At 64.7% G+C, this 23,288-nt stretch carries 18 protein-coding genes and 2 pseudogenes; 13 read left to right on the top strand and 7 right to left on the bottom strand.

Annotated features, from left to right (window positions below; translation table 11 throughout):
* Positions 1-54: 54 nt before the first annotated feature.
* From BV82_RS17145 to BV82_RS17130, 4 genes are read left to right on the top strand one after another with little or no spacing between them, the layout of a single operon-like run.
* Entirely contained in the window at positions 55-945 is an 891-nt protein-coding gene (locus BV82_RS17145; protein ID WP_103143299.1) for an ABC transporter permease, read from the top strand.
* Entirely contained in the window at positions 942-2,603 is a 1,662-nt protein-coding gene (locus BV82_RS17140; RefSeq protein WP_036996214.1) for a dipeptide ABC transporter ATP-binding protein, read from the top strand. The genes BV82_RS17145 and BV82_RS17140 overlap by 4 nt, the downstream gene beginning before the upstream one ends.
* Positions 2,604-2,629: 26 nt before the next feature.
* Positions 2,630-3,838, top strand: a complete 1,209-nt coding sequence (locus BV82_RS17135; protein ID WP_010222346.1) for an acyl-CoA dehydrogenase family protein — start codon at positions 2,630-2,632, stop codon at positions 3,836-3,838.
* Between the two features lies 1 nt (position 3,839).
* Positions 3,840-5,249, top strand: a complete 1,410-nt coding sequence (locus BV82_RS17130) for an MFS transporter (protein ID WP_051636793.1) — start codon at positions 3,840-3,842, stop codon at positions 5,247-5,249.
* Between the two features lie 370 nt (positions 5,250-5,619).
* Here BV82_RS17130 and BV82_RS17125 read toward each other — a convergent pair whose 3' ends face one another.
* Positions 5,620-6,720 (bottom strand): sigma-54 interaction domain-containing protein, encoded by a 1,101-nt coding sequence (locus BV82_RS17125; protein WP_010227094.1) that lies wholly within the window; start codon positions 6,718-6,720, stop codon positions 5,620-5,622.
* A 10-nt stretch (positions 6,721-6,730) separates the two neighbouring features.
* Positions 6,731-7,906: an acyl-CoA dehydrogenase family protein gene (locus tag BV82_RS17120; protein ID WP_010227093.1), complete on the bottom strand. Its 1,176-nt coding sequence runs from the start codon at positions 7,904-7,906 to the stop codon at positions 6,731-6,733.
* Positions 7,907-8,120: 214 nt separating this feature from the next.
* On the opposite strand from BV82_RS17120, the gene BV82_RS17115 reads away from it, so the two are divergent.
* On the top strand, positions 8,121-8,336 hold the full coding sequence (locus BV82_RS17115; protein WP_010227092.1) for a TOBE domain-containing protein: 216 nt from the start codon (positions 8,121-8,123) through the stop codon (positions 8,334-8,336).
* On the opposite strand, the pseudogene BV82_RS17110 reads toward BV82_RS17115, so the two are convergent.
* The 3 genes and pseudogenes from BV82_RS17110 to BV82_RS17105 form a co-directional block, all read right to left on the bottom strand.
* A pseudogene (locus BV82_RS17110) lies at positions 8,331-8,552 on the bottom strand (helix-turn-helix transcriptional regulator); the annotation flags it as partial. The gene BV82_RS17115 and the pseudogene BV82_RS17110 overlap by 6 nt on opposite strands.
* Before the next feature lie 100 nt (positions 8,553-8,652).
* Positions 8,653-8,872: pseudogene (locus tag BV82_RS26755) on the bottom strand (hypothetical protein); the annotation flags it as partial.
* 37 nt (positions 8,873-8,909) lie between these two features.
* On the bottom strand, positions 8,910-10,331 hold the full coding sequence (locus BV82_RS17105; protein WP_010227090.1) for a purine-cytosine permease family protein: 1,422 nt from the start codon (positions 10,329-10,331) through the stop codon (positions 8,910-8,912).
* 212 nt (positions 10,332-10,543) lie between these two features.
* Here BV82_RS17105 and BV82_RS17100 point away from each other — a divergent pair, with 212 nt between their 5' ends.
* From BV82_RS17100 to BV82_RS17080, 5 genes are all read left to right on the top strand, one after another.
* A complete protein-coding gene (locus BV82_RS17100) occupies positions 10,544-11,431 on the top strand; it encodes an EamA family transporter (RefSeq protein ID WP_036996208.1) in 888 nt (295 codons plus the stop codon).
* Between the two features lie 134 nt (positions 11,432-11,565).
* The gene (locus BV82_RS17095; protein WP_036996206.1) at positions 11,566-12,051 is read left to right on the top strand and encodes a DUF2165 family protein; all 486 of its coding nucleotides are present in this window, start codon (positions 11,566-11,568) and stop codon (positions 12,049-12,051) included.
* A gap of 24 nt (positions 12,052-12,075) precedes the next feature.
* On the top strand, positions 12,076-13,173 hold the full coding sequence (locus tag BV82_RS17090; RefSeq protein ID WP_036996204.1) for an efflux RND transporter periplasmic adaptor subunit: 1,098 nt from the start codon (positions 12,076-12,078) through the stop codon (positions 13,171-13,173).
* A gap of 22 nt (positions 13,174-13,195) precedes the next feature.
* Positions 13,196-16,279, top strand: a complete 3,084-nt coding sequence (locus tag BV82_RS17085) for a MexW/MexI family multidrug efflux RND transporter permease subunit (protein ID WP_036996202.1) — start codon at positions 13,196-13,198, stop codon at positions 16,277-16,279.
* Complete coding sequence (locus BV82_RS17080) at positions 16,276-17,685, top strand: efflux transporter outer membrane subunit (RefSeq protein WP_010227081.1); 1,410 nt, start codon at positions 16,276-16,278, stop codon at positions 17,683-17,685. The genes BV82_RS17085 and BV82_RS17080 overlap by 4 nt, the downstream gene beginning before the upstream one ends.
* Positions 17,686-18,515: 830 nt before the next feature.
* Here BV82_RS17080 and BV82_RS17075 read toward each other — a convergent pair.
* A complete protein-coding gene (locus BV82_RS17075; RefSeq protein WP_010226769.1) occupies positions 18,516-19,253 on the bottom strand; it encodes a nitroreductase family protein in 738 nt (245 codons plus the stop codon).
* A 30-nt stretch (positions 19,254-19,283) separates the two neighbouring features.
* Positions 19,284-19,943, bottom strand: a complete 660-nt coding sequence (locus tag BV82_RS17070; RefSeq protein WP_036996200.1) for a helix-turn-helix transcriptional regulator — start codon at positions 19,941-19,943, stop codon at positions 19,284-19,286.
* 309 nt (positions 19,944-20,252) lie between these two features.
* Here BV82_RS17070 and BV82_RS17065 point away from each other — a divergent pair, with 309 nt between their 5' ends.
* From BV82_RS17065 to BV82_RS17055, 3 genes are all read left to right on the top strand, one after another.
* Positions 20,253-21,296: a methyltransferase gene (locus BV82_RS17065; protein WP_010226773.1), complete on the top strand. Its 1,044-nt coding sequence runs from the start codon at positions 20,253-20,255 to the stop codon at positions 21,294-21,296.
* Positions 21,296-22,186, top strand: coding sequence for a VOC family protein (locus BV82_RS17060; protein ID WP_010226775.1), 891 nt, complete (start codon positions 21,296-21,298; stop codon positions 22,184-22,186). Before BV82_RS17065 ends, BV82_RS17060 begins: the two co-directional genes overlap by 1 nt.
* Before the next feature lie 81 nt (positions 22,187-22,267).
* Entirely contained in the window at positions 22,268-23,278 is a 1,011-nt protein-coding gene (locus tag BV82_RS17055; RefSeq protein ID WP_051636792.1) for a formylglycine-generating enzyme family protein, read from the top strand.
* Positions 23,279-23,288 lie beyond the last annotated feature (10 nt).

Raw genomic sequence — 23,288 nt, 5'->3', positions numbered from 1 at the left:
CCACCGGCAGAGCCGCAATCCTGCCCTTTAACGTTCAGCCCAAGGAGGTGCCCGATGGCGCCAATCAATTCAACGGCGGCGGTGCTGCCGGCCAACGGCCTGATCCAGGCCCAGGCGCGCTTCGTCAGGCCTCGACAGTTGGCCCTGCGCCCGGGGCTGGTACTGGCCGCGCTGTTTGTCGCGCTGCTGGTGCTGGCGGCGCTGCAGCCAGGTTGGCTGGTGTCCGCCGACCCGCTCGAGGCCAGCGCCCGCCAGGCATTCCAGCCACCGAGCAGCCTGCACTGGCTGGGCACTGACGAGAACGGCCGCGACATCCTCGCGCGGCTGGTGCATGCCGTGCGCCCGTCGCTGGTGCTGGGCCTGAGCGCCACGGCCCTGGGGTTGTTGCTCGGCACCGTGCTGGGCTTGCTGGCCGGGCTCGGGCCCCGGCTGGTCGACGGCGTGGTGATGCGCCTGGTCGATGTGCTGCTGGCCTTTCCCGACCTGCTGCTGGCACTGGTGATCATCACCTTTTTTGGCCAGGGCGCGCTCAACACCATCATCGCCGTGGGTATCGCCAGCGTGCCGCGTTATGCGCGCCTGGTGCGTGCGCAAACCCCGGTGGTGCGCAATGCCGGCTATGTCGAGGCGGCCACCACCCTCGGCCTGCCTCGGCGTCAGGTGATCTGGCGGCATGTGCTGCCCAATGCGATCAAGCCGATTTTGATACTCGCCACCATCGGCATCGGCAGCACCATCGTCGCCGGGGCCGCCTTGAGTTTTCTCGGCTTTGGCGCGCCACCGCCAGAGCCGGAGTGGGGCGGCATGCTCGCCATCGGCCGCAACTACCTGGCCAACGCCTGGTGGCTGGTGGCCTGGCCGGCACTGGCCATCACCCTCACCGTAGTCTCGATCACCGCCATCGGCCGCGAACTGCTGCGCCGCAACGAAGGTAAACGCCTATGAATGCTGTTATCCAACACCCCGCGCCGCTGATCGAGGTCTGCGACCTGCAGGTGCGCTTCGGCCAGGGCGTGCCGGTGCTCAAGGGCATCAGCTTCAGCCTGCAGCAGGGCGAATGCCTGGCGCTGGTGGGCGAGTCCGGCTCGGGCAAGAGCGTCACTTCGCGCACCCTGGCCGGGCTCACCGGTGCCCATGCGCAGCTGCAGGCCAGCCGCCTGGCCTTCGCCGGGCAGGACCTGCGCCAGTTCGACGAGCGTGCCTGGCGCCGGGTGCGCGGTGCGCAGATCGGGTTTGTCATGCAGGACGCCCTGGGTTCGCTCGACCCCCTGCGCCCGGTCGGCAAGGAGATTGCCGAACCCTTGCAGTTGCACAGCGACCTGAACCGCGCACAGCGCCAGGCGCGCGTGCTTGAACTGCTGCGCGCGGTCGGCGTGCCGGAGCCTGAGCTGCGCGCCCGCCAATACCCCTGGCAGCTTTCCGGCGGCTTGCGTCAACGTGCCTTGATCGCCTCGGCCATCGCCTGCAACCCGCGCCTGCTGATTGCCGATGAGCCGACCACGGCGCTGGACGCCACGGTCCAGGCCCAGGTCTTGAGCCTGCTCGAATCCCTGCGTGGCGACAGTACCGCGATGCTGATCGTCAGCCATGACCTGGCGGTGGTCTCGCGCCTGGCCAACCGGGTGGCGGTGATGCACAACGGCGTAATCGTCGAGCAGGGCAGTGTCGAGGCGGTGCTGCAAGACCCGCAGCACCCCTATACCCAGTACCTGCTCAAGGCTGGCGCCGCCGTGCATTTTCGCCGGCCGCAGGCGCCGGCGTTGGCGGCGGTCGCACCCGCGGTGGTGGAACGCAGCGCGCCGCTGTTGCAGGTGCAGCAGGTGAGCAAGGCCTTCAAGGGCCCGGACGGCACCTGGCGCACCGTGGTCGACCAGGTTTCGCTGCAACTGCACAAGGGCCGCACCTTGGGCATCGTCGGCGAGTCAGGCTCGGGCAAGACCACCCTCACCAGGATGATTCTCGGCCTGGAAACCCCCGACAGCGGCGAGATCCAGATCAAGGGCCGGCCCTGGTTGCGCCTCGATGACCAGGAGAAACGCCAGCTGCGCCGCAGCATCCAGGTGGTGTTCCAGGACCCGCTGAGCTCCTTCGACCCGCGCTACACCGTGCAGCGCGTGCTGTTCGAGGCGCTGCAAGTGGCCGGGCACCTGCGCGCGCAGTGGCGCCAGCAGGCCGTCGAGCTGCTGACCCTGGTGCGCCTCGACCCCAGCCTGCTGGAGCGCCGCCCGATCAAGCTGTCTGGCGGCCAACGGCAACGCATCGCCATCGCCCGCGCCCTGGCCGCGCAGCCGCAGATTTTGGTGTGCGACGAGCCGGTGTCGGCGTTGGATGTGTCGGTGCAGGCGCAGATTCTCGAGCTGCTCGACGACCTCAAGCAGCGCTTGGGCCTGGCCTGCCTGTTCATCTCCCACGACCTGGGGGTGATCAACCATGTCAGCGACCAGGTGCTGGTGATGAAAGATGGCGTGGCGGTGGAAAGCGGCGCCGTGCGCGATGTCTTCGACCGTCCGCAACACCCCTATACCCGTGCCTTGCTCGATGCCATCCCGCACCTGGAAAGCGGCCGTCGAGTCAGTTTCGAATTTCTCCGCCTGGCGATCTGATCGCCTGATCCGCACAAGGAAAGTCCATGCCTGGTTTATCCGCAGTACCCCGTGTTGAGCAGCGCAACCTCGACGACCTCAAGGGCAATACCGAAAACCTCTTGGCGCTGATTGCCGCCGGCGCCGCGCAACGTGAACGCGAGCGCCAGCTGCCCTATGAAGCGGTCCGCCAGATTGCCCAGGCCGGGCTCTACACCTGCCGTATTCCGCAGGCGTACGGCGGCCCGGGTGGCAGTGTCAGCGATGTGATCGGCCTGCTGCTGCGCATCGCTTCGGTGGACTCCAACGTTGCCCAGGCGTTGCGTCCGGGCTTCGGCTTTGTCGAGGGCTTGTTGTCTTCGACCGCCGACGGTGCCGAAGCCGAGCGCCAGCGCTGGTTCGCCCGCTACCTGCAAGGCGCGGTGCTGGGCAATGCCGGTTGGGAAGTGGGTGGCGCCAATGGCGCGATCAGCGCGCGCATCGTGCGCGAGGGTGAGCATTACCGCGCCAGCGGCAGCAAGTACTACAGCACCGGCGCCCTGTACGCCGACTGGGTCAGCGCCGTGGCCCTGGATGAAAACGATCAGCCGGTGTCGTTCGTGCTGCCGCGCGAGCGCCAGGGCCTGGAATTGCTCGACGATTTCGACGCCATGGGCCAGCGCCTGACGGCCAGCGGCACCACGCGCCTGAACGATGTGCTGGTGTACGCCGACGAGATTCGCACGCGCACCGTGGAGGAGGGCAAGCGCACCATCGTCACGCCGTTCTTGCAGTTGTTTCTGGCCACGGTGCAGGCTGGCATCGCCCGCAATGCCCTGGACGATGCCAGCCGCTTTGCCCGTGAGCACGCGCGGCCGATCAAGCACAGCAGCGCCACGCGCTCGGTGGATGACCCGTACGTGCAGCTCAGCGTTGGTGAAATCGCTGCCCGCGCCTTTACCGCCGAGGCCGTGGTGCTGCGCGCTGCGGCGTCGATCGACCGCGCCTGGGCCGCCGGCCTTGACCCGCAACAGGTCGACCAGGCCGCCATCGACGTTGCCCAGGCCCAGTACATTGCTGCCGAATCGGCGCTCAAGGCCGCCGAATTGCTGTTTGACGTCGGCGGCGCCTCGACCACCGGCCGCAGCCACAACCTCGACCGCCACTGGCGCAACGCGCGCACGGTCGCCAACCATAACCCTCGGCACTGGAAGGCCGCGGCGGTCGGCGCCTGGCAGCTGACCGGCACACCGCCACCGACCTCGGGGTTGTTCTGAATTGGGCAGCGTGCAGGCGCCTTTGCTGAACCTCAGCACCTGGCAATCACGGCGAGTACCGATAATCATCGGCTGTGCGCTGCTGATGGAGCTGATCGACTCCACCGTGGTGATGACCGCCTTGCCGCAGATGGCCAGCGAATTCGGCGCGCCGAGCGTGCGCATGAACCTGGTGGTGTCGCTGTACCTGCTCGCCGCCGCCTTGGCCGTGCCGGTCAGCGGCTGGGCGGCGGACCGCTATGGGCCACGGCGGCTGTTCGTCCTGGCCATCGTTCTGTTCACCCTGTCGTCGCTGGCCTGCGCCCTGGCCGGTTCGTTGCTGCAGCTATGCCTGGCACGCCTGTGCCAGGGCGCGGCGGGGGCGATGATGGTGCCGGTGGGGTTGATGATCCTGCTGCGCTGGTCGCCGCGCGAGCAACTGCTGGGCAATATGTCCTACCTGACCATCCCACCGCTGGTGGGGCCGATGCTCGGGCCGCCCCTGGGCGGTTTGCTGGTGACCCTGCTGTCGTGGCAATGGATCTTTCTGGTCAACCTGCCCATCGGCGTGCTCGGGGTTTACCTGGTGCTGCGGCATATTCCCGATTACCCCGGCGACAGCCGGCAACGCCTGGACCTGCGTGGCTTGCTGCTGGCCAGTGTGGCCCTGGCGTCCCTGGTGTTCGGCTTCGAAGCCTTGGGCCATGGCTTGCTGGCGCGGCATTGGGTGCTGCTGTTGCTGCTCGGGCTGTTGGCGGCGCTGCTGTATGTGCGCCATGCGCGCCACTGCGCCCAGCCGCTGCTGGACTTTGCGCCGTTGCGCGTGCGCAGCTTTGCCTTGAGTTTCTGGGGCGGCAACCTGTTTCGCCTGGGCACGGCGGCGCAGCCGTTCTTGATGGTGCTGTTGTTCCAGCTGTGTTTTGGCCTGAGCCCCTTGCATGCCGGCTTGCTGACCTTTACCGGTGGCGTCGGCGCCTTTGTGGTCAAGCTGCTGGCGGTGCGCATCGTGCGCCGCTTTGGCTTTCGCCGCACCTTGAGCGTCAATGCGTTGTTTACCGGCGTGAGCCTGGGCGCCTGCGCCAGTTTCAACCTCGACACGCCGTACTGGCTGGTGGTCTTGATCCTGTTCGCCAGCGGCCTGATCCGCTCCTTGCGGTTCAGCGCCATGGGCGGCTTGACCTATGCCGATGTCCCTGCCGAGCTGCACAGCCGGGCCAGCAGTTTGTCGGCGGCGACGGTGCAGTTGGCCATGAGTGTGTCGGTAGGCGTGGCGGCCTCGCTGCTGAGCGTGCTGATGAGCGTGAAGGGCGAGCAGCAGGTGGCGGTGGCGGATATTGCCCTGGTGATTGGCGTGTGTGCGCTGGCGTGCATGGCCTCGGCGCTGGTGTTTCGCAAACTGGCGCCGGATGCGGGAAGTGAGATCTACCGCTGACCTTTTTTCGCCTGGACTGCGACCGCTGCGCGCTCGATCGCCGGCAAGCCCGGCTCCCACAGGATTGGCTGTGGTCATGAAATAGGTGCAGTACCTGTGGGAGCTGGCTTGCCAGCGATGGGGCCAGTCCCGCCAGCACATCATGCGGCGTCTGGATTACGACCGCTGCGCGCTCGATCGCCGGCAAGTCCGGCTCCCACAGGATTGGCTGTGGTCATGAAATAGGTGCAGTACCTGTGGGAGCTGGCTTGCCAGCGATGGGGCCAGTGCAGCCAATACATCAGGTGGTGTCTGGATTGCGAGCGCTTCGCACTCGATCGCGGGTCGAGCCCGCTCCCACAGGATTGGTGCAGGACCCGCGATGAGGCCATTAGATGGACAGGTTCAGTACCCGCTCGCCCTGGGTACTCCCCGCAGGCTGCCTGCGGTTCACCGCCAGCTCGCCCATCTTGATCAGGCGCGTGCGGGTGACATTGCGGCTCAAACCCAACAAGTTCGCCGTATGCACCTGGTTGTAATGACTGAACCGATACGCCGCGCGCAACAGCGCATCCTCGACCTTCTCGTGCAAGGCCCCCGCGGGCTGCTCGAACAGCTTCTGGAACGCCCGCTGCAGCAGCCCTTCAGCCGAATCATCGGGGCCAGGGCTGTCGTCGGCGCGCTCGATGCGCATGTTCGACAGGCGCAGGTCGTCCTGGCGGATCACCCCGTCGCGGCAGATCAGCAAGGTGTGATGGATGACGTTTTCCAGTTCGCGGATATTGCCCGGCCAACCGTAACTGCACAGCTTGGCTTCGGCCTCGCTGCTAAGGCTGACGTCGCCATAGCCCAGGCGCTGGCTGTAGGCCTGGATGAAGTGGCGGGTCAGCGGCAGGATGTCACCCGGGCGCTCGCGCAGTGGCACCAGTTCCAGGCTGACCACGTCGAGGCGGTAGTACAGGTCTTCGCGAAAGTGCCCGGCGTTGATGGCTTTTTCCAACTGCACGTTGGTTGCCGCCAGCACCCGTACATCGATGGGAATGCTCTTGCGCGAGCCCAGGCGCACCACTTCACGTTCCTGCAACACGCGCAGCAGCTTGACCTGGATCGGCATCGGCAAGTCGCCGATCTCATCCAGGAACAAGGTGCCGCCATTGGCCTCTTCGAACCAGCCGGCCTTGGAACCGAGGGCGCCGGTGAACGCGCCTTTTTCGTGGCCGAACAGCTCGGCCTCGACCAGCGATTCGGAAAACGCCCCGCAGTTGACCGCGACGAAAGGCTTGTCGCGCCGCCCGCTCAAGTTGTGGATGTGCCGGGCCACCAGCTCTTTGCCGGTGCCGGTCTCGCCGATGATCAGCACGCTGGCTTCACTTGGCGCGACCCGTTGCAGGTGCGCCAGCAAGGCCCGCGACTTGGGGTCTTCGAACACCTGCGCCGTGGCGCGAATCGAGGTGGCCAGGGCCGGGGAGGGCGGTAGGGTCAACAATTGCATGGCGGTCACACTATGAGTAGAAGGTCGGAGTCGGCAATTGCCCGCGCAGGGCCCATTCACCGAGTTCGTGCAGCTTGTAGTCGAGCGGGTCGTGCAGGCTTTGCGTGCGCAGGTTGCGCCAGTGCCGGTCGAGGCCCACCGAGGCCTGGGTGGCACGGGCGCCGGTAACCTCGAAGACCTTGCTGCAGATCTCCAGGCCATCCCGGCTGGCGGCGACCTTGGCGGTGGCGATGGTCACCGCCAGGCGCCCGCGCTGTTCGGCACTCAGCGCCGCGCCCTTGGCCCAGGCCTGGTCCAGCGCCTGGGCGGCCTGCTCGACCAACAGGCGTGCACCCTGCAGGCGCACCCAGAAGTCACCGAAATGGTTGAGTACATAAGGGTCGGCGCTGCTCTGTTCGGCCGCTGACTTGAACCACGGCCGCGATTCGCGCAGGGCGTAATGCCGGGCCTCCTCGAAGGCGCCTTCGGCGATGCCGAGGAAGATCGTGGCGAAATGCAGTTGGGCAATCAGCGGCCGCAGGCAGGCGAACGGTGTGCTCAAGGGGCCGGGGTTGAGCAGCAGGTCGCTTTCTTCCACCCGTACCCGTTCGAAGGTGGCGCTGCCGCTGTCGGTCTGGCGCTGGCCCATGTTGTGCCAGTCGTTGTGCAAGGTGATGCCGGTGCGGCCACTGGGAATCGCGGCGATCAACAGCTTGCCGCCGGCGTTCTCGTCGATTGCCGAGGCGATGAGCATCTCTGAATCGCTGGCGCCGGAGCAGAAGCTTTTTTTGCCGGAGAATTCACGAAAACTACCGCGGTCCTTGACCACCGTGCGGGTGTCCAGGGGGTTGAGGGCATTGCCCCAGAACCAGCTTTTGCGCGCGGTCAGTTCGAACCAGGGCTGCCACTGCGCCGGGGTGGCGAACAGGCGCACGGTGGCGAGCATCAGGTGATGAAAGCCGAACACATGGGCCAGCGAGCTGTCGACCCGGGCGAACTCACGTACCACCTCGAAGGTTTGCGACCAACTGGCGCCCAGGCCGCCGAAGTCGCGGGGGATACTCAAGGCCAGCAGGCCGCTGCTGCGGATGGCATCGCGTTCGGCCTTGGGCGTACCGCCTAGGCGGTCGCGCTCGACCGCGGTGCGGGCGAACTCATTGGTCAGTTCCCGCGCGATTTGCAGAGGGGTCGATGGCGTGCTGTGCAAAGGTTGCGCTCACTTGCTCTATGAGGGTGGCACTGATGCTAAGGGATCTAAAAAACTGAAAATAAATAACTTATAGGACTTTCGATATGTCGATTTACATATCTCTTTTAGTTCTATATTTGTACGTATTTATTCTTTTTAATTTTATCTGCTCGGGCGCACTCTGCACCTCAAGCACTGCGCGGCAGTGCACCCCAGGACGAGGAAGCAGCGCATGACCATCAAGGCGATCAACGTACGCAATCAGTTCAAAGGCACGGTCAAGGAGATCATCGAAGGCCCGGTGGTATCGGAAATCGATGTGCAGACCTCTGCAGGCATCGTCACCTCGGTGATCACCACCCGCTCGGTGCACGAGCTGGAACTGCGGGTCGGCAGCGAAGTGATTGCCTTCGTCAAATCCACCGAGGTATCGATCGCCAAGCTATGAGGCCTTGCCCGCCAGCTGAAAGCGACACACCTGACCACCACGCAGCATGCATTCCAGGTGCTGCACATCCCCGCCACCCAGGCTGCCGATCAGCGCCAGGTCGAGCTCACAGACTTCAGGGTGAGCCTCGGCCAGCTGATGGAACACGCAGTTGTGGGCGATGATCTGCGCCGGGCCCCCGGAGCGGAAAAATACCTGGGATTCGTAGCCGACTTCCTTCATCTCATCGATGCTCATGTCCGTAGCCCGATAGAGCAGGGCGGTGAGCAACGCCTGTTGGGTGTGGCCAAGGCCTTCGAACATCAGTCGACCTCGCTCAGAACTTGTCCGGGAACTGCTTGACCAGCGCCGCCGTCAAGGCATCGGCAAGGCTGAGGATATGCTCGCGCATGTGCTGCCAGCAGGGTATTGAGTGTCGCTTCTGGCAGGTAGGGGTTGGCACTGGCAAGGAACTTGGCCAGGGCCTTGGCGTTGTTGCTCAGATCGGTTACAGCATACAAATATGTTGTTATTGCCCGGGCTGCCGAATGGTCGCTGCCCGCCGACGGGCGGTGGGCAGCGGTTCAGGCCGGCTCAGCTTTTGGCCGCTTCCGGCAGGATCATGTGGCTAGGCGCTTGCGCCGCCTTGCCGCGTGCCACGCAGTAATACAGCACGCTCGGCACCACCAGGCCGATGATCCACGACAGGTCGACACCGCCCAAGTGGGCAACCATCGGGCCGGTGTAGAGCTTGGTGGAAATGAACGGCATCTGCACCAGCACGCCGACGGTGTAGACGATGATGCCCGGCAGGTTCCAGCGCCCGTAGCGGCCGTTGGGGTCGGCCAGCGCCGGCACGTCGTAGCGTTCCTTGGTGATGAAGTAGTAGTCCACCAGGTTGACCGCGCTCCAGGGGACGAAGAAGGTCAGCAGGAACAGGATGAACGACTTGAACGCCGCCAGGAACGAATGCTGGCCGAGCAGGGCGATCAGGGTCGAGGCACCGACAATGGCCAGGACGAAGAACAGGCGCTGGCGGCGCGTCACTTCGATGTGCCCGCGAAAGCCACTGATGATGGTGGCGATGCACATGAAGCTGCCGTAGGAGTTGAGGGTGGAGATGGTCACCTTGCCGAAGGCGATGCTGAAGTACAGCAGCGCGGCGGTCGCGCCGGTACCGCCCAGGCCGACGATGTAGGCCACTTCACGGCCGGAGAACTGGCCGTTGGCAATGGCCGCAGCGAACACCCCGAGCACCATCGATGCCTGGGCGCCGACCACCGAACCCAGGCCTGCGGCGAGGAAGGTCTTGAACGATGAGGTGTTGCTCGGCAGGTAGCGCGAGTAGTCGGCGACATACGGGCCGAAGGAGATCTGCCAGGACGCCGACAGCGACACCGCGAGCAGGAACGAGGCCCAGGTGAAGTGGCGGTTTTCCAGGAGCTGGCCGATGTCGCTGATGACCATGATGCGGCTGAACAGGTAGACGAAGGCGATGATCCCCAACACGCTGGCGACCCGGCCGATCCAGTGGATCATACGGTAGCCGAACACCGTGGCGAGGACGATGACCCCGGCGAAGATCAGGATGCCGGCACTGTCGCTGACGCTGAGCAACTGGCCGATGGCCTGGCCCGAGAGCACGGTGCCGGTGGCGGTGAAGCCCAGGTACATCAGGCACACCAGGGCAATCGGGATGGCCGCGCCATACACGCCGAACTGCACGCGGCTGGAGATCATCTGCGGCAGGCCGAGTTTCGGCCCCTGGGCGGCGTGCAGGGCCATGACCGCGCCGCCGACCAGTTGGCCGAGCAGCAGGCCGATCAGCGACCAGAACACATCGCCGCCGAGCACCACGGCCAGGGCCCCGGTGACGATTGCGGTGATCTGCAGGTTGGCGCCCAGCCACAGGGTGAACTGGCTGTACAGGCGTCCGTGTCGTTCGTTTTCCGGGATGTAGTCGATCGAGCGGCGCTCGATCAGGGGCTTGCTGCGCGAGGCATTGGCCTGGGTCATTGCTCGGGATCTCCGCCTATTGTTGTGTTGTCGCGGTCGGGTCGCCAGTCGATCGCAAGTGGGCGACTGAAACAGATATGAGCATGTATATACAAATACGGTCAAGTGAAGGTGTCGGCTTTGATGCACCCATCCGTCGCGATAGGTGGGTGCGATGATTTCGGGCATAAGGTTATGCTGTTGCGAAATATTACAAAGCCGGTGAGGGAACAATGCCATTAAAGGACTTGCTGTTGGCGCTGGTGGTGATCGTCGCCTGGGGCGTCAACTTCGTGGTCATCAAGGTTGGCCTCGATGGCCTGCCGCCGATGTTGCTGGGGGCCTTGCGCTTTGCCCTGGTGGCGTTTCCGGCGGTGCTGCTGGTCAAGCGCCCGCAATTGCCCTGGCGCTGGCTGATCGCCTATGGCGCGACCATTTCCCTGGGCCAGTTCGCCTTTCTGTTCGAGGCCATGGGTAACGGCATGCCGCCGGGCCTGGCGTCGCTGGTGCTGCAATCCCAGGCGTTCTTCACCCTGTTTTTTGCCGCGATCTTTCTCGGCGAGCGGCTGCGCGCGGCCAGCGTGCTGGGCTTGCTGGTGGCCGCCGGCGGCCTGACCCTGATCGGCAGCGAGAACGGCGCCAGCGTGCCGTTTTTCGCCTTGCTGCTGACCCTGTGCGCCGCGTCGATGTGGGCCATGGGCAATATCATCACCCGGCGTTTCGGCAACATCGATCTGGTGGCTCTGGTGATTTGGGGTGGGCTGGTGCCGCCGCTGCCGTTCCTGGCCCTGTCCTGGTGGCTGGAAGGTCCCGAGCTGATTGAACGCTCGCTGCGCGGCATTGGCTGGAGCTCGATTTTGTCGCTGGCGTACCTGGCTTTTGTAGCCACCATGCTGGGCTACAGCCTGTGGAGCCACCTGCTGTCGCGTTACCCGGCGGGCAAGGTGGCGCCGTTCTCGCTGCTGGTGCCGGTGGTGGGCCTGAGTTCCTCGGCGCTGCTGCTGGATGAGCGCCTGACACCGCTGCAAGGCTGGGGTGCGTTACTGGTGATGGCCGGGCTGTTGGTCAACGTTTTCGGCCCGCGCTTGCGCCAGCGAATGCTGGCCCGGTTGGCCGATTAGGGCAAAGCATGACCGCCGACAATGTTTGCTCGGCGCAGGGTGGTTAGCGTCTTGTGGGTTGTGCATTGGAAGGCACGGCTCTAATATCCAAGTGTTTTCTTGTGTTATTGCGCTCAACCACCACGGACGTACAAATGGATTTGCATACTTCCCTCTGGCTGTTCCAGGCCGTTCAGGCCATTGGCCTGAGCCTCTGGCTCTGCATCGCGGTACTCAACAACCTGCAGGCGTTTCGCGCCTCTCTCGGTGCGGTCGGCGCGACCATGGCGATGGCGCCGCTGCGCCAGGCACCGACCATCGACTTCCCGCTGTTGTCCCGGGCCCTGCATTCCACGGCTGCACATCGAATCGCCCTGGTGGTCGTGCTGGTGCTACAGGTCGCGGCGGCAGCCACTGCCCTGATCGGCAGCTACGCCCTGCTGATCGGCGCGGGGCTTGAGGCGGCGCGGCCCTGGCTGAACCTGGCGCTGAGCGCGTTTCTCGGTTTTACCTTCGCCATGCTGCTAGGCGGCCTGTGGTTCGGTTACTGGATTCGCCAGGAGGGGTTGCAACTGACCCATCTGGTACTGGTGCTCTGGGCCTTGCTGGCCTTCGTGGTGTTCAACGTGCAGTGGGCCTGAGGCCAGCCTCACAGGGAGTGGTGGATGAACAGCAAGAATCTCGCGCTTGGTACGCTGCTGGCGGGTGCCGCCCTGGCGGTGCTGGTGGTCTGGCAACAGGCGCACACCGCACAGGCCTCGGCACCGGCGCCGCGGACGCTGGTCAAGGTGGCACTGGGCACCGTGCAGCGCGGTCCGGCCAATGGTTTTTTCGCCGGGGTCGGCGAGCTTGAGGCGGCGCGCCAGGTGCTGGTCTCGGCCGAAATCGGCGGGCGGGTGACACGCATCAACTTCGTCTCCGGGCAGAAGGTGCGCCGTGGCGACGTACTGCTGACCCTCAACGATGCCCCCGAGCAGGCCGCGCGCATTCGCCTGCAGGCGCAACTGCACAACGCCCGGATCAACCACCGCCGGGTGCGCGACCTGGTCGCGGAAAACGCCGCCACCCAGGAGCAGCTCGACAACGCCCTGGCCGCACGCGACATGGCCAGCGGCGAGCTGGCGCACACTGAGGCGGTGATCGCGCAGAAGACCATCCGCGCGCCGTTCGACGGCGTGCTGGGCATTCGCAAGGTCAACCAGGGGCAGTACCTGAATGTCGGCGATGCGATCGTCAGCCTGATCGACACCCGCACCCTGTATGTGAACTTCTCCCTCGACGAGCAACTGAGTATCCACCTCGCACCCGGGCAGCCGGTCGACGTGCTGCTCGATGCCTATCCCGAGCGAACCTTTGCGGCGCGCATCAGTGCCATCGACCCACTGATCGACCGTTCGCGCACGGTACAGGTGCAGGCGACCCTGGACAACGCCGATGCGCTGCTCAAGGCCGGCATGTATGCCAGCGTCAAGGTTGCCGACCCGCAGGTGGCCGAGGTGCTCAGCCTGCCGGAAACCGCGGTGACCTATACCGCCTACGGCGACACGGTGTTTCTTGCCCGCCATGACGAGCAGCAGCAGGCGCTGGTGGTGCAGCGGGTGCCGGTGAAGATCGGCGAACGCCAGGATGGCCGGGTGATCATCCTTGAAGGGCTGCGGGAGGCCGACCAGGTGGTGACCTCCGGGCAGCTCAAGCTCAGTGACGGGGTCGCGGTCGAAGCCACCGAAGACACCCTGCAAGCCCCGGCGCTGTCCGGCTCCTGACCGATTGTCCAGAGACCCTTAGATGAAATTCACCGATCTGTTCGTGCGTCGGCCGGTGCTGGCGCTGGTGGTCAGCATCCTCATTCTGCTGCTGGGCATCCTCTCCCTGCGCCAGCTGCCGATCCGCCAGTACCCGATGCTGGAGAGCTCGACCATCACCGTCACCACCGAATACCCCGGCGCCTCGGCCGAGCTGATGCAGGGCTTCGTCACCCAGCCGATTGCCCAGGCGGTGTCGTCGGTCGAGGGCATCGATTACCTGTCGTCGTCCTCGGTGCAGGGCCGCAGCCTGGTCACTGTGCGCATGGAGCTCAACCGCGACTCCACCCAGGCGCTGACCGAGGTCATGGCCAAGGTCAACCAGGTGCGTTTTCGCCTGCCCGAGCAAGCCTATGACCCGGTGATCGAACGCTCGTCCGGCGAGTCGACGGCGGTGGCCTATATCGGCTTTGCCAGCAACAGCCTGTCGACCCCGGCGATGACTGACTACCTGGCGCGGGTGGTCGAGCCGATCCTGACCACCATCGACGGTGTGGCCAAGGTCCAGGTATTTGGCGGCCAGACCCTGTCGATGCGCCTGTGGATCGACCCGGCGCGCCTGGCCGCGCGCGGCCTGACTGCCGCGGATGTCGCCGAGGCGGTCAGGCGCAACAACTACCAGGCGGCGCCCGGCAAGGTCAAAGGCCAGTTCGTGGTCTCCAATATCCGCGTCAATACCGACTTGACCAGCGTCGGCGAATTTCGCGAGCTGGTGATCCGCAACGACGGCAATGGCCTGGTGCGCATCAAGGATGTCGGCACTGTCGAGCTGGGCGCCGCCTCGGTGGAAACCAGCGCCTCCATGGACGGCGTGCGCGCCGTGCACCTGGGCCTGTTCCCGACCCCCGGCGGCAACCCGCTGGTGATCGTCGACGGCATCCGCAAGGTGCTGCCGGACATCCGCAAGACGCTGCCGCCGGACGTCAAGGCCGAGCTTGCGTTCGAGACCGCGCGCTTCATCCAGGCCTCCATCGACGAAGTGAGCAAGACCTTGCTCGAAGCGCTGCTGATCGTGGTCATCGTCATCTACCTGTGCCTGGGGTCGCTGCGCACCGTGCTGATCCCGGTGGTAACCATTCCGTTGTCGATGCTCGGTGCGGCGGCGCTGATGCTGATGTTCGGCTTCAGCCTCAACCTGTTGACCTTGCTGGCCATGGTCCTCGCCGTCGGCCTGGTGGTGGACGATGCCATCGTCGTGGTCGAGAACGTCCACCGTCATATCGAAGAGGGCAAGACCCCGGTGGCCGCGGCCCTGGTGGGGGCGCGGGAAGTGGCCGGGCCGGTGATCGCCATGACCATCACCCTGGCTGCGGTGTATGCACCGATCGGCATGATGGGCGGCTTGACCGGTGCGTTGTTTCGCGAGTTCGCCCTGACCCTGGCCGGAGCGGTGGTGGTGTCCGGTGTGGTGGCCTTGACCCTGTCGCCGGTGATGAGCTCGTTCCTGTTGCAGGCCAAGCAATCCGAAGGGCGCATGGCCCATGCCGCCAACCGTTTTTTCGACGCCCTGGCCAGACGCTACAGCCGGGCGCTGGAATTCTCCCTGGCGCGGCGCTGGCTGAGCGCCGGGTTTGCCTTGCTGGTGCTGCTCAGTTTGCCCTGGCTGTACGGCCTGCCTCAGCGCGAGCTGGCGCCGACCGAAGACCAGGCCGGGCTGCTGACCGCGATCAAGGCACCGCAGCACGCCAACCTCGAATACGTCGAGCGCTTCGCCGACAAGCTCGACCAGGTCTACAAGCGTCTGCCAGAAACGGTCAGCACCTGGATCATCAACGGCAGCGACGGCCTCGCCTCGGGCATCGGCGGTATCAACCTGTCGCTGTGGGACGAGCGCGAGCGTACCGCCTCGCAGATTCAGGTCGACCTGCAGGCGGCGGTCAACGATGTCGAAGGCACCAGTATCTTCGCCTTCCAGTTGCCGGCCTTGCCGGGTTCCACCGGCGGCTTGCCGGTGCAACTGGTGCTGCGCAGCTCCCAGGACTACCAGGTGCTGTACCAGACCATGCAGGAGATCAAGCAAAAGGCCCGGGACAGCGGCTTGTTCGCCGTGGTCGACAGCGACCTGGACTACAACAACCCGGTGGTTCAGGTGCGCGTCGATCGGGCCAAGGCCAACAGCCTGGGCATTCGCATGCAGGACATCGGCGAGTCGTTGGCGGTGCTGGTGGGCGAGAACTACTTGAACCGCTTCGGCCTCGAAGGGCGTTCCTACGATGTCATCGCCCAGAGCCCGCGTAGCCAGCGCCTGACCGCGCAAACCCTGACCCGCCAGTACGTGCGCAGCGAAGACGGCACGTTGGTGCCATTGTCGACCGTGGTGCAGGTGTCCGAGCAGGTCGAGCCGAACAAGCTGACCCAGTTCAACCAGCAGAACGCCGCCACCTTCCAGGGCATCCCGGCGGTCGGAGTGACCCTGGGTGATGCGGTGGCATTTCTCGATCAGGTGGCAGCGTCGCTGCCGGCCGGCTTCAGCTACGACTGGCAATCGGATGCACGCCAGTACACCCAGGAGGGCAGTGCGCTGATGCTGGCGTTCCTGGCCGCGGTGATCGTCATCTACCTGGTGCTGGCGGCGCAGTATGAGAGCCTGGTCGACCCGCTGATCATTCTGATCACCGTGCCGCTGTCGATCAGTGGTGCGTTGATCCCGCTGGCGCTGGGCTATGCGACGGTGAACATCTACACCCAGATCGGCCTGGTGACCTTGATCGGCCTGATCAGCAAGCACGGTATCCTCATGGTCGAATTCGCCAACACCCTGCAGGAACACGAGCAGCTCGACCGCGCGGCGGCGATCAGCAAGGCGGCGCAGATTCGCCTGCGGCCGATCCTGATGACCACCGCGGCCATGGTGGTCGGCCTGATCCCTTTGCTGTTCGCCTCCGGTGCCGGTGCCAACAGCCGCTTTGGCCTGGGGTTGGTGATTGTCTGCGGGATGTTGATCGGCACCTTGTTCACCCTGTTCGTGCTGCCCACGGTGTACAGCCTGCTGGCGCGCAAACACGCAATCGCCGCGAGTACACCGCGTGCGGTGTCCCTGGCTGATGCGCTGAGGAGCGAAGGATGAACAGAGTGAACCTGGCCCTGGCCTGTGTGATTTCGAGCCTGGCCCTGGCGGGCTGCAAGGTCGGCCCCGACTATGCAAAGGCAACCCCTGCGCCCATCCCCTTGAGCACGCCGCAACAGCAGCAGTTCGCCCAGCAGGCGCAACTGCCGGCGCAGTGGTGGTCGTTCTTCGAGGACCCGCAGCTGAACCGCCTGGTCGACACCGCGCTCCAGCACAACCACGATATCCGCCAGGCCCAGGCCAACCTGCTGGCGGCGCGGGCGCTGTTCGATGACCGGCGCCTGGACCAGTACCCGGGCGTTACCGCACGCAGCGGCTTCAGCCAGAGCCTTGAGCAGCAGCAACCGGCCGATGGCAGCGACCCGCAGCGCATGTTCTCGCGCAGTTATCGCGCAGGGTTTGACGTGCAGTGGGAGATCGACCTGTTCGGCCGCTTGCAACGCCTGACCGCCGCTGCCGAGGCGCGCTCGGAGGCGGCGCGCGCCGACCTTGAACAGATGCGCCTGAGCATCGCCGCCGAAGTCGCCCGCGCCTACTACCAGCAGCAGGGTTTGCACCGCAGCCTGGAAGTGGCGCAGGCCCAGGTCGAGGCCTGGCGCGAAACCCTGAAACTCACCAGTGCCCAGGTGCGTGCCGGCAGCGGTCAGTACGAGGACGAGCAGAACGCCCATGCCAATCTGCTGCTCAGCGAAGCGGCGGTGCCGCCATTGCAGGCATCGATCCAGGAGGCCGGGTACCGCCTCGATGTGCTCACCGGGCGCGCACCGGGCCTTGCCGAGGCGTCAGGGCAAGCACGCTTTCTGCCACCGCTGGCGCGACAACTGCCCTTGGGCGATGTCAACGCGCTGATCAACAACCGCCCGGATGTTGCCAGTGCCGAGCGGCAACTGGCAGCCAGCAGCGAAGACGTTGGCGTGGCCACCGCCGAGCTGTACCCGCGCCTGGACCTGGGCGGGTTTATCGGCTTCTTCGCCTTGCGCAGTGGCGACCTGGGCAGTGCCGCGCGCGCTTATGAGCTGGCGCCGACAGTCACCTGGCCGGCGTTGCGCCTGGGTAACGCCAAGGCTCGCTTGCGTGCTGCGCAGGCGCAGGCGCAAGGGGCGCAGGCGCGCTATGAGCAGTCACTGTTGCTGGCCCGCGAAGAAGTGGAAAACGCCGTCACGCGCCTGGCGCGCAACCAGACCCGCCTTGGTGCGTTGATGCAATCGGCGGCGCATGGCGCCGATGCCATCGACATCGCCTCCAAGCGCTATCGGCGAGGGGCGGGTACCTACATGGCGGTGCTGGAAAACCAGCGCGCGTTCTTCTTGATCAAGCGTGAAGTGGCAGAGGCAGAGACCGCTTCGTACCTGAATGCGATTGCGCTGTACAAGGCGCTGGGCTGGGGGAGTGGCGCGGTGCAGTGATCGGCTCATCGCGGGTCCGGCGTACAGCGATCGATTGTGGGAGCTGGCTTGCCAGCGATGAGGCCGGTCCAGTCAGTACTTCAGTGTTGCCTGACTTGCGACCGCTGCGCGCTCGATCGCCGGCAAGACCGGCTCCCACAGGTCCGGGGTAAAGAGGTCCATTGTGGGAGCTGGCTTGCCAGCGATGAGGCCGGTCCGGTCAGCACAACAGTGTTGCCTGACTTGCGACCGCTGCGCGCTCGATCGCCGGCAAGTCCGGCTCCCACAGGTTTGGCGTACAGAGGTCCATTGTGGGAGCTGGCTTGCCAGCGATGAGGCCGGTCCAGCCAGCACTTCAGTGTTGCCTGAATTGCGACCGCTGCGCGCTCGATCGCCGGCAAGTCCGGCTCCCACGGGTTCGGCGTACAGCGATCCATTGTGGGAGCTGGCTTGCCAGCGATGAGGCCGGTCCGGTCAGTACTTCAGTGTTGCCTGACTTGCGACCGCTTCGCGCTCGATCGCCGGCAAGTCCGGCTCCCACAGGTTTGGCGTACAGCGATCCATTGTGGGAGCTGGCTTGCCAGCGATGAGGCCGGTCCAGTCAGCACTTCAGTGTTGCCTGAATTGCGACCGCTGCGCGCTCGATCGCCGGCAAGTCCGGCTCCCACAGGTTTGGCGTACAGCGATCCATTGTGGGAGCTGGCTTGCCAGCGATGAGGTCGGTCCAGTCAGCACATCAGTGTTGCCTGGATTACGATCGCTGCGCGCTCGATCGCCGGCAAGTCCGGCTCCCACAGGTCCGGGGTAAAGAGGTTCTTTGTGGGAGCGGGCTTGACCCGCGATGGGGTCGTTCAGTCTGCCGCCAACCCATTGGCCAGCAACTGCGCCTTGAGCTGCGGCCGGTAATTGCGCGCATAACAGCGGCCGATAGTGCTCGACCAGTTCTGCCCCTCGACTCGCCCGGCGAGCTGCCAGTGTTCCATCAGGGCCGCATCGTAAGCCTCGATTGCCGCCGGCAATGCCTGGGCGTCATAGCGCTCGTCATGACGAAACGAAGCCAACGGCAAGCGCGGTTTTTGCAGCGCCGGCTGCTGCACGTAACCCAGCGCAACCCCGCACAGGGCAAAGGACTTTTCCGGCAGGCCAAGCAGCTCGATCATGCCGCTGGCATTGGCGCGAATGCCGCCCACCGGCACCACGCCCAAGCCCAGTGAACGCGCAGCCGTCATCAGCGTCGAGAGGATGATGCCGCCATCGGTGCAAGCGGCAACCATGCCTTCCAGGTGCTGGTGAATGCACTGCTGGTCACCGCTCAGGCGCGCCGCCAGTGCGGTCTTGTAGAAGTCCACCACCAGGGTGATGAACACCGGTGCCGCGGCAATCCACGGTTGCCCGCCGGCGAGCTCGGCGATCTGGCGGCGGCGCTCGGCATCGCGCACCACCACGGTGGAAATGTGCTGGGCGTTGAACGAGCTCGGTGCCTGGTGGGCGGCCTGGAGGATGGCGTCGAGCAGGCTGTCGCTGATCGGCCGGTCCTGGAAACTGCGCTCGCTGCGATGGCTGGCGAGCAGCTCGATGGTCGGGTTCATGCTGGCCTCATTCCTTAAGGACTTATGAATTCACTGCGCGGGCGCCGTCCTCGGCAAGACCCGGTACACGCAGCGTCGGTCACCTGATATCAGATGTTCACAGCGCTCGACAAGCGCCTGTTCACCCAGCACCGACTGGAAGATCTGCAGCTCCGAGCGACAAAACCCCTGGCATCGTGACGCCGCGGCACAGATCGGGCAGTGGTTTTCGATGATCAGCCAGCCGTTGTCGCTTGCGACCATTTCAGCCATGTAGCCAGCCCGTTCGCGCAGCTGCACCAGGGTCCGCACCTTGTCTTCGAGTGTTTCGGCCGGGCTGCAGGCCTGCAGGTATTCGCTGCGGTTGGCGTTTTCCATGCGGGTGATGAGTTGATCGACCCCCTCATGGCCGAACACCTGCTCGACCGTCTCGATCAGCTGCAGGGTCAGCACGCTGTGGGCGTCGGGGAAGCGCCGCTGTGCAGCGTCGGTCAGGGTCCACTTCTGCGAAGGGCGGCCAGCGCCTTTGGCCGGGGCGCTGATGCCGATGATCAGCTCGGCGGCCTGCAGCTTCTGGATCTGCTGGCGCGCGGCTTCGAAGGTGATCTCCAGCAGGCTGGCAAGGTCGGTGGTTTTCAGCGCGCCACGGGTCTTGAGTAAAAACAGGATACGGTCGGCGGTGGAGTTGGCGTCGGCGGCAGGTGCAATCATCGTGTGCAGATAACCATGCGAATAGGCGTTAACGGTCGACCTGTGGCGCCATCCATTGCGCAGGTAACGAGCTCGATCATAGCCCGTTTTAGCACTGCACCGATTATTTGTAAAAGGTATTAGCTACAAAGTTTAAAGCTCAAAAAAATATAAAAGTTCGAATTTGTGTTTTCCCCGGCAGCGACTAGCCTGAGATCTTAGTCTGCGTCCGTGGCAGCAGTGAGCACCGCCAATGGCCAGAACTTGCCGTGCAGGCAGGCCGTGGGCTTGGAGCATTTAGGGAATGAAACTCAACAGGGAAGTGAGTGTATGAATGCGCAAAAACCGGTGACCATCTATGAGCACGCCGAAGAGGCCAATACCCTCGACGGAGTGTTCGACCTAGTGAAACTCTCCGACCAGTATCGCCAGTCGGCCATCCTCCACGCGGCAGTCGCGCACAAGGTCTTCGACCATACCCGCCAGCCGGTCAAGGCCGAGGTGGTCAGCCTGGCGCTGGGCTGGGTGGCCAACAAAGGCAAGATCTTCCTCAATGCCCTGGTTGCCATGGGCCTGCTGCAAAAAACCGACAAAGGCTTTGTCAACCAGCCGTTGAGCGAGCGCTTCCTGGTCAGCAGCAGCGGCGAATTCATCGGCCCGATCATTGCCCACCAGCGCCTGCAATGGCAGAACTGGCCGCGCCTGGGGGAAATTCTCAGCACCACCCAATCGCTGGATTTCCAGCAGGAAAACCGCTTCAAGCATGACCTCGCTGCCCGTGATGCCTTCAACGATGCCATGGTCCGCTTCAGTCAGCCAATGGTCGATGTGCTGCGTGAGCTGTCAGTCTTTGACCAGGCGAACAAGGTCATCGACCTGGCCGGCGGCCATGGCACCTACATCGCCGAGATCGCCCGTCGCCACCCGCAGGTCAGCGGTGAGATCTGGGACCTGGACGCCACCCGCCAGGCCGCCCAGAGCACCATCGGCAAGTATCAGCTTGAGCAGCGCCTGAGCTTCAAGGAGCGCAACCTGCTCGACCTTGCGCGTTATCAGGACGCGCGCGCCGATGTGGTGATGCTCAACGACTGCCTGCATTACTTCACCCGCGAGCAGACCACTGCGCTGATCAAGGGTGCCAGTCAGTTGCTGGAAAACAACGGCGCCTTGCTGATCCTCAGCATGACCCTGGACGAAGACGAGATCCACCCGGTGCTGTCGGCGGATTTCTCCCTGCACATGATGGTCAACACGGTGAATGGCGAACTGCACCCGACCCGCTGGCTGGCAAAACAGATGCAGGACCAGGGCCTGAGCGTCGACCAGGAGCCGATTGGCCGCTATACCCTGCTGGTCGGACGGAGGGCCAACTGATGCTCAAGTTCATCGTTCTGCACTCGGCCAACCCGGACGGCCGTACCTTGACCCTGATCGGTGAGCTGGGCCAGGTGGCCAGCGCCGCCGGTTTCGAACTGCACGCCACGGCGCAACTGGCTCGCCAAGGCGAGGCCGATGGCCTGATCGTGCTGCTGGCTGGCGAACAGGAGGCGGCATTGGGCGCACAGCTCAAGGCGGCCGAGGCCCTCTACCGCAATACGGCGGTGACCCTGGTACGCCTGGCCGACGGCCAGGGCAGGGTGCCTGGCGCAGACGCCATCAATCACCAGTTGTTGCAGGCTGCGGTGTGCTTCGTCTATCCCTATGGCCTGACCCAACTGGATAAGCCGCTGGCCAGCGAAGCGTTGAAAAGCTGGCTTGCGGGGTATGCCAAGTTCACCGCCGCGGTAAAGATGTGGCGTGCCCTGGAAGGGGTATCGCTCGATGCTGCGGCGCTGGCCCGCCAGCAGCCGCAGCTCAATCACATCAACATCCTGGCTCGCGACCTGCAGGTGTCTCAGGCCTTCTACCGCGACATCTTCGGCGCACGCTACTGCTACAACCTTGGCCCGCGCAAAGTGGTGATGGAACTCAACGGCTTTGACTTCTTCATCGAGCAGAGCGCCGAGTTCAACTACCCGCCGGGTTATCACATCGGCATTCGCGCCTTGCCCGAAGACGTCAAGCGCATCGCCGAGCGGGTCACGGCCAATGGTTCGATCAAGCTGGTCAAAGGCAATGGCCCGGCGCCGGGCTATCACCATGGCCCGGACAACGTACGCAGCGCCGTGTACTTCGAAGACCCCGATGGCCTGGTGGTCGAAGTCTATAGCGCCGAAATCGAGATGATCGAAACCAACCGCCGACTGCTGCTCGACCAGCTCTGAGGCTAGCCCTGGGTACTGCGTTGTGGGCCGAACCAGGTTCGGCCCCGGCGTGGGCGTCGTTACTCAATACAAGGTGCAAGGATGAATAGTCTCAAGGATCGGCATTGGCCGCGGCTTCCCAGCCCGCTGCCCAAAGATGTCACTGACCGGGTGCTGATGGGCTACCCCGAGCATTACCGTGAATACCCGCTGGTGGAACAGGTGGGCATGGCCATCCGGGCGCTGCTCGATAGCCCGGTCGAGCAGTTGCTGGCCCAGCTGCAAAGCGCAGATACGCCGTTGTACCAGCGCATTGGTGCAGGTGAAGTGCTGGGGTTGCGCGGTGACCCGCGCATTGATGTATTCAACCCGCAGATGATCGATATTCCGGGCGCTACCGTGCAGATCGGCCTTGCGCCAGAGCGGGTGGGTGAAGTCCTCGATGCGTTCGACGGGCTAGGCCTGGACCGCAGCTGGATCGAGAAGGAAACCCCGCTGCACAGCGTTCAGCTGGACCGCTATCGCATCGCCCGCTTTGCCGTGACCAACAGCGAGTACCGGGCGTTTTTGCTCGACACCGGCCACCCCTCGCTGCCCAGTAGCTGGGCCTTTGGCCGCTACCCGCAGCAGCGCGCCAACCACCCGGTGTACAGCGTCAGCGACAGCGACGCCGATGCCTATGCGCAGTGGTTGAGCCAGCGCACCGGCCGGCGCTTCAGCCTGCCGACCGAAGCCCAGTGGGAGCATGCCGCAGCCGGGCCCCAGCGCCTGCAGTTTCCCTGGGGCGAACACTTTCACGCCGAATATGCCAACACCATCGAACTGGGTTACCTGGACAGCACCCCGGTGGGGGTGTTCCCCGAGGGCGCCTCGATGTTCGGCGTGCTGGACATGGCCGGCAATGTCGAGGAGTACGTCGCCGATGACTATCGGCCTTACCCCGGCGGCCCGCAGATCAACGACGACCTGGTGCTGGATGTCGGTCGTCACCGAATCGCCCGTGGTGGCAGCTTCACGCGCTTTCGCGACCTGGCGCGCAACCCTCGGCGACATGGGCGCTACCCACGACCGATCTATGTCATGGGCTTTCGCCTGGTAGAAAACAACAACTGAGTTATCTGTC

The sequence above is a fragment of the Pseudomonas donghuensis genome (assembly GCF_000696345.2).
Lineage (GTDB): Bacteria > Pseudomonadota > Gammaproteobacteria > Pseudomonadales > Pseudomonadaceae > Aquipseudomonas > Aquipseudomonas donghuensis.
The sequence above is the reverse complement of the archived record's forward strand: the minus strand, read 5'-3'. Positions and strand labels throughout refer to the sequence as shown.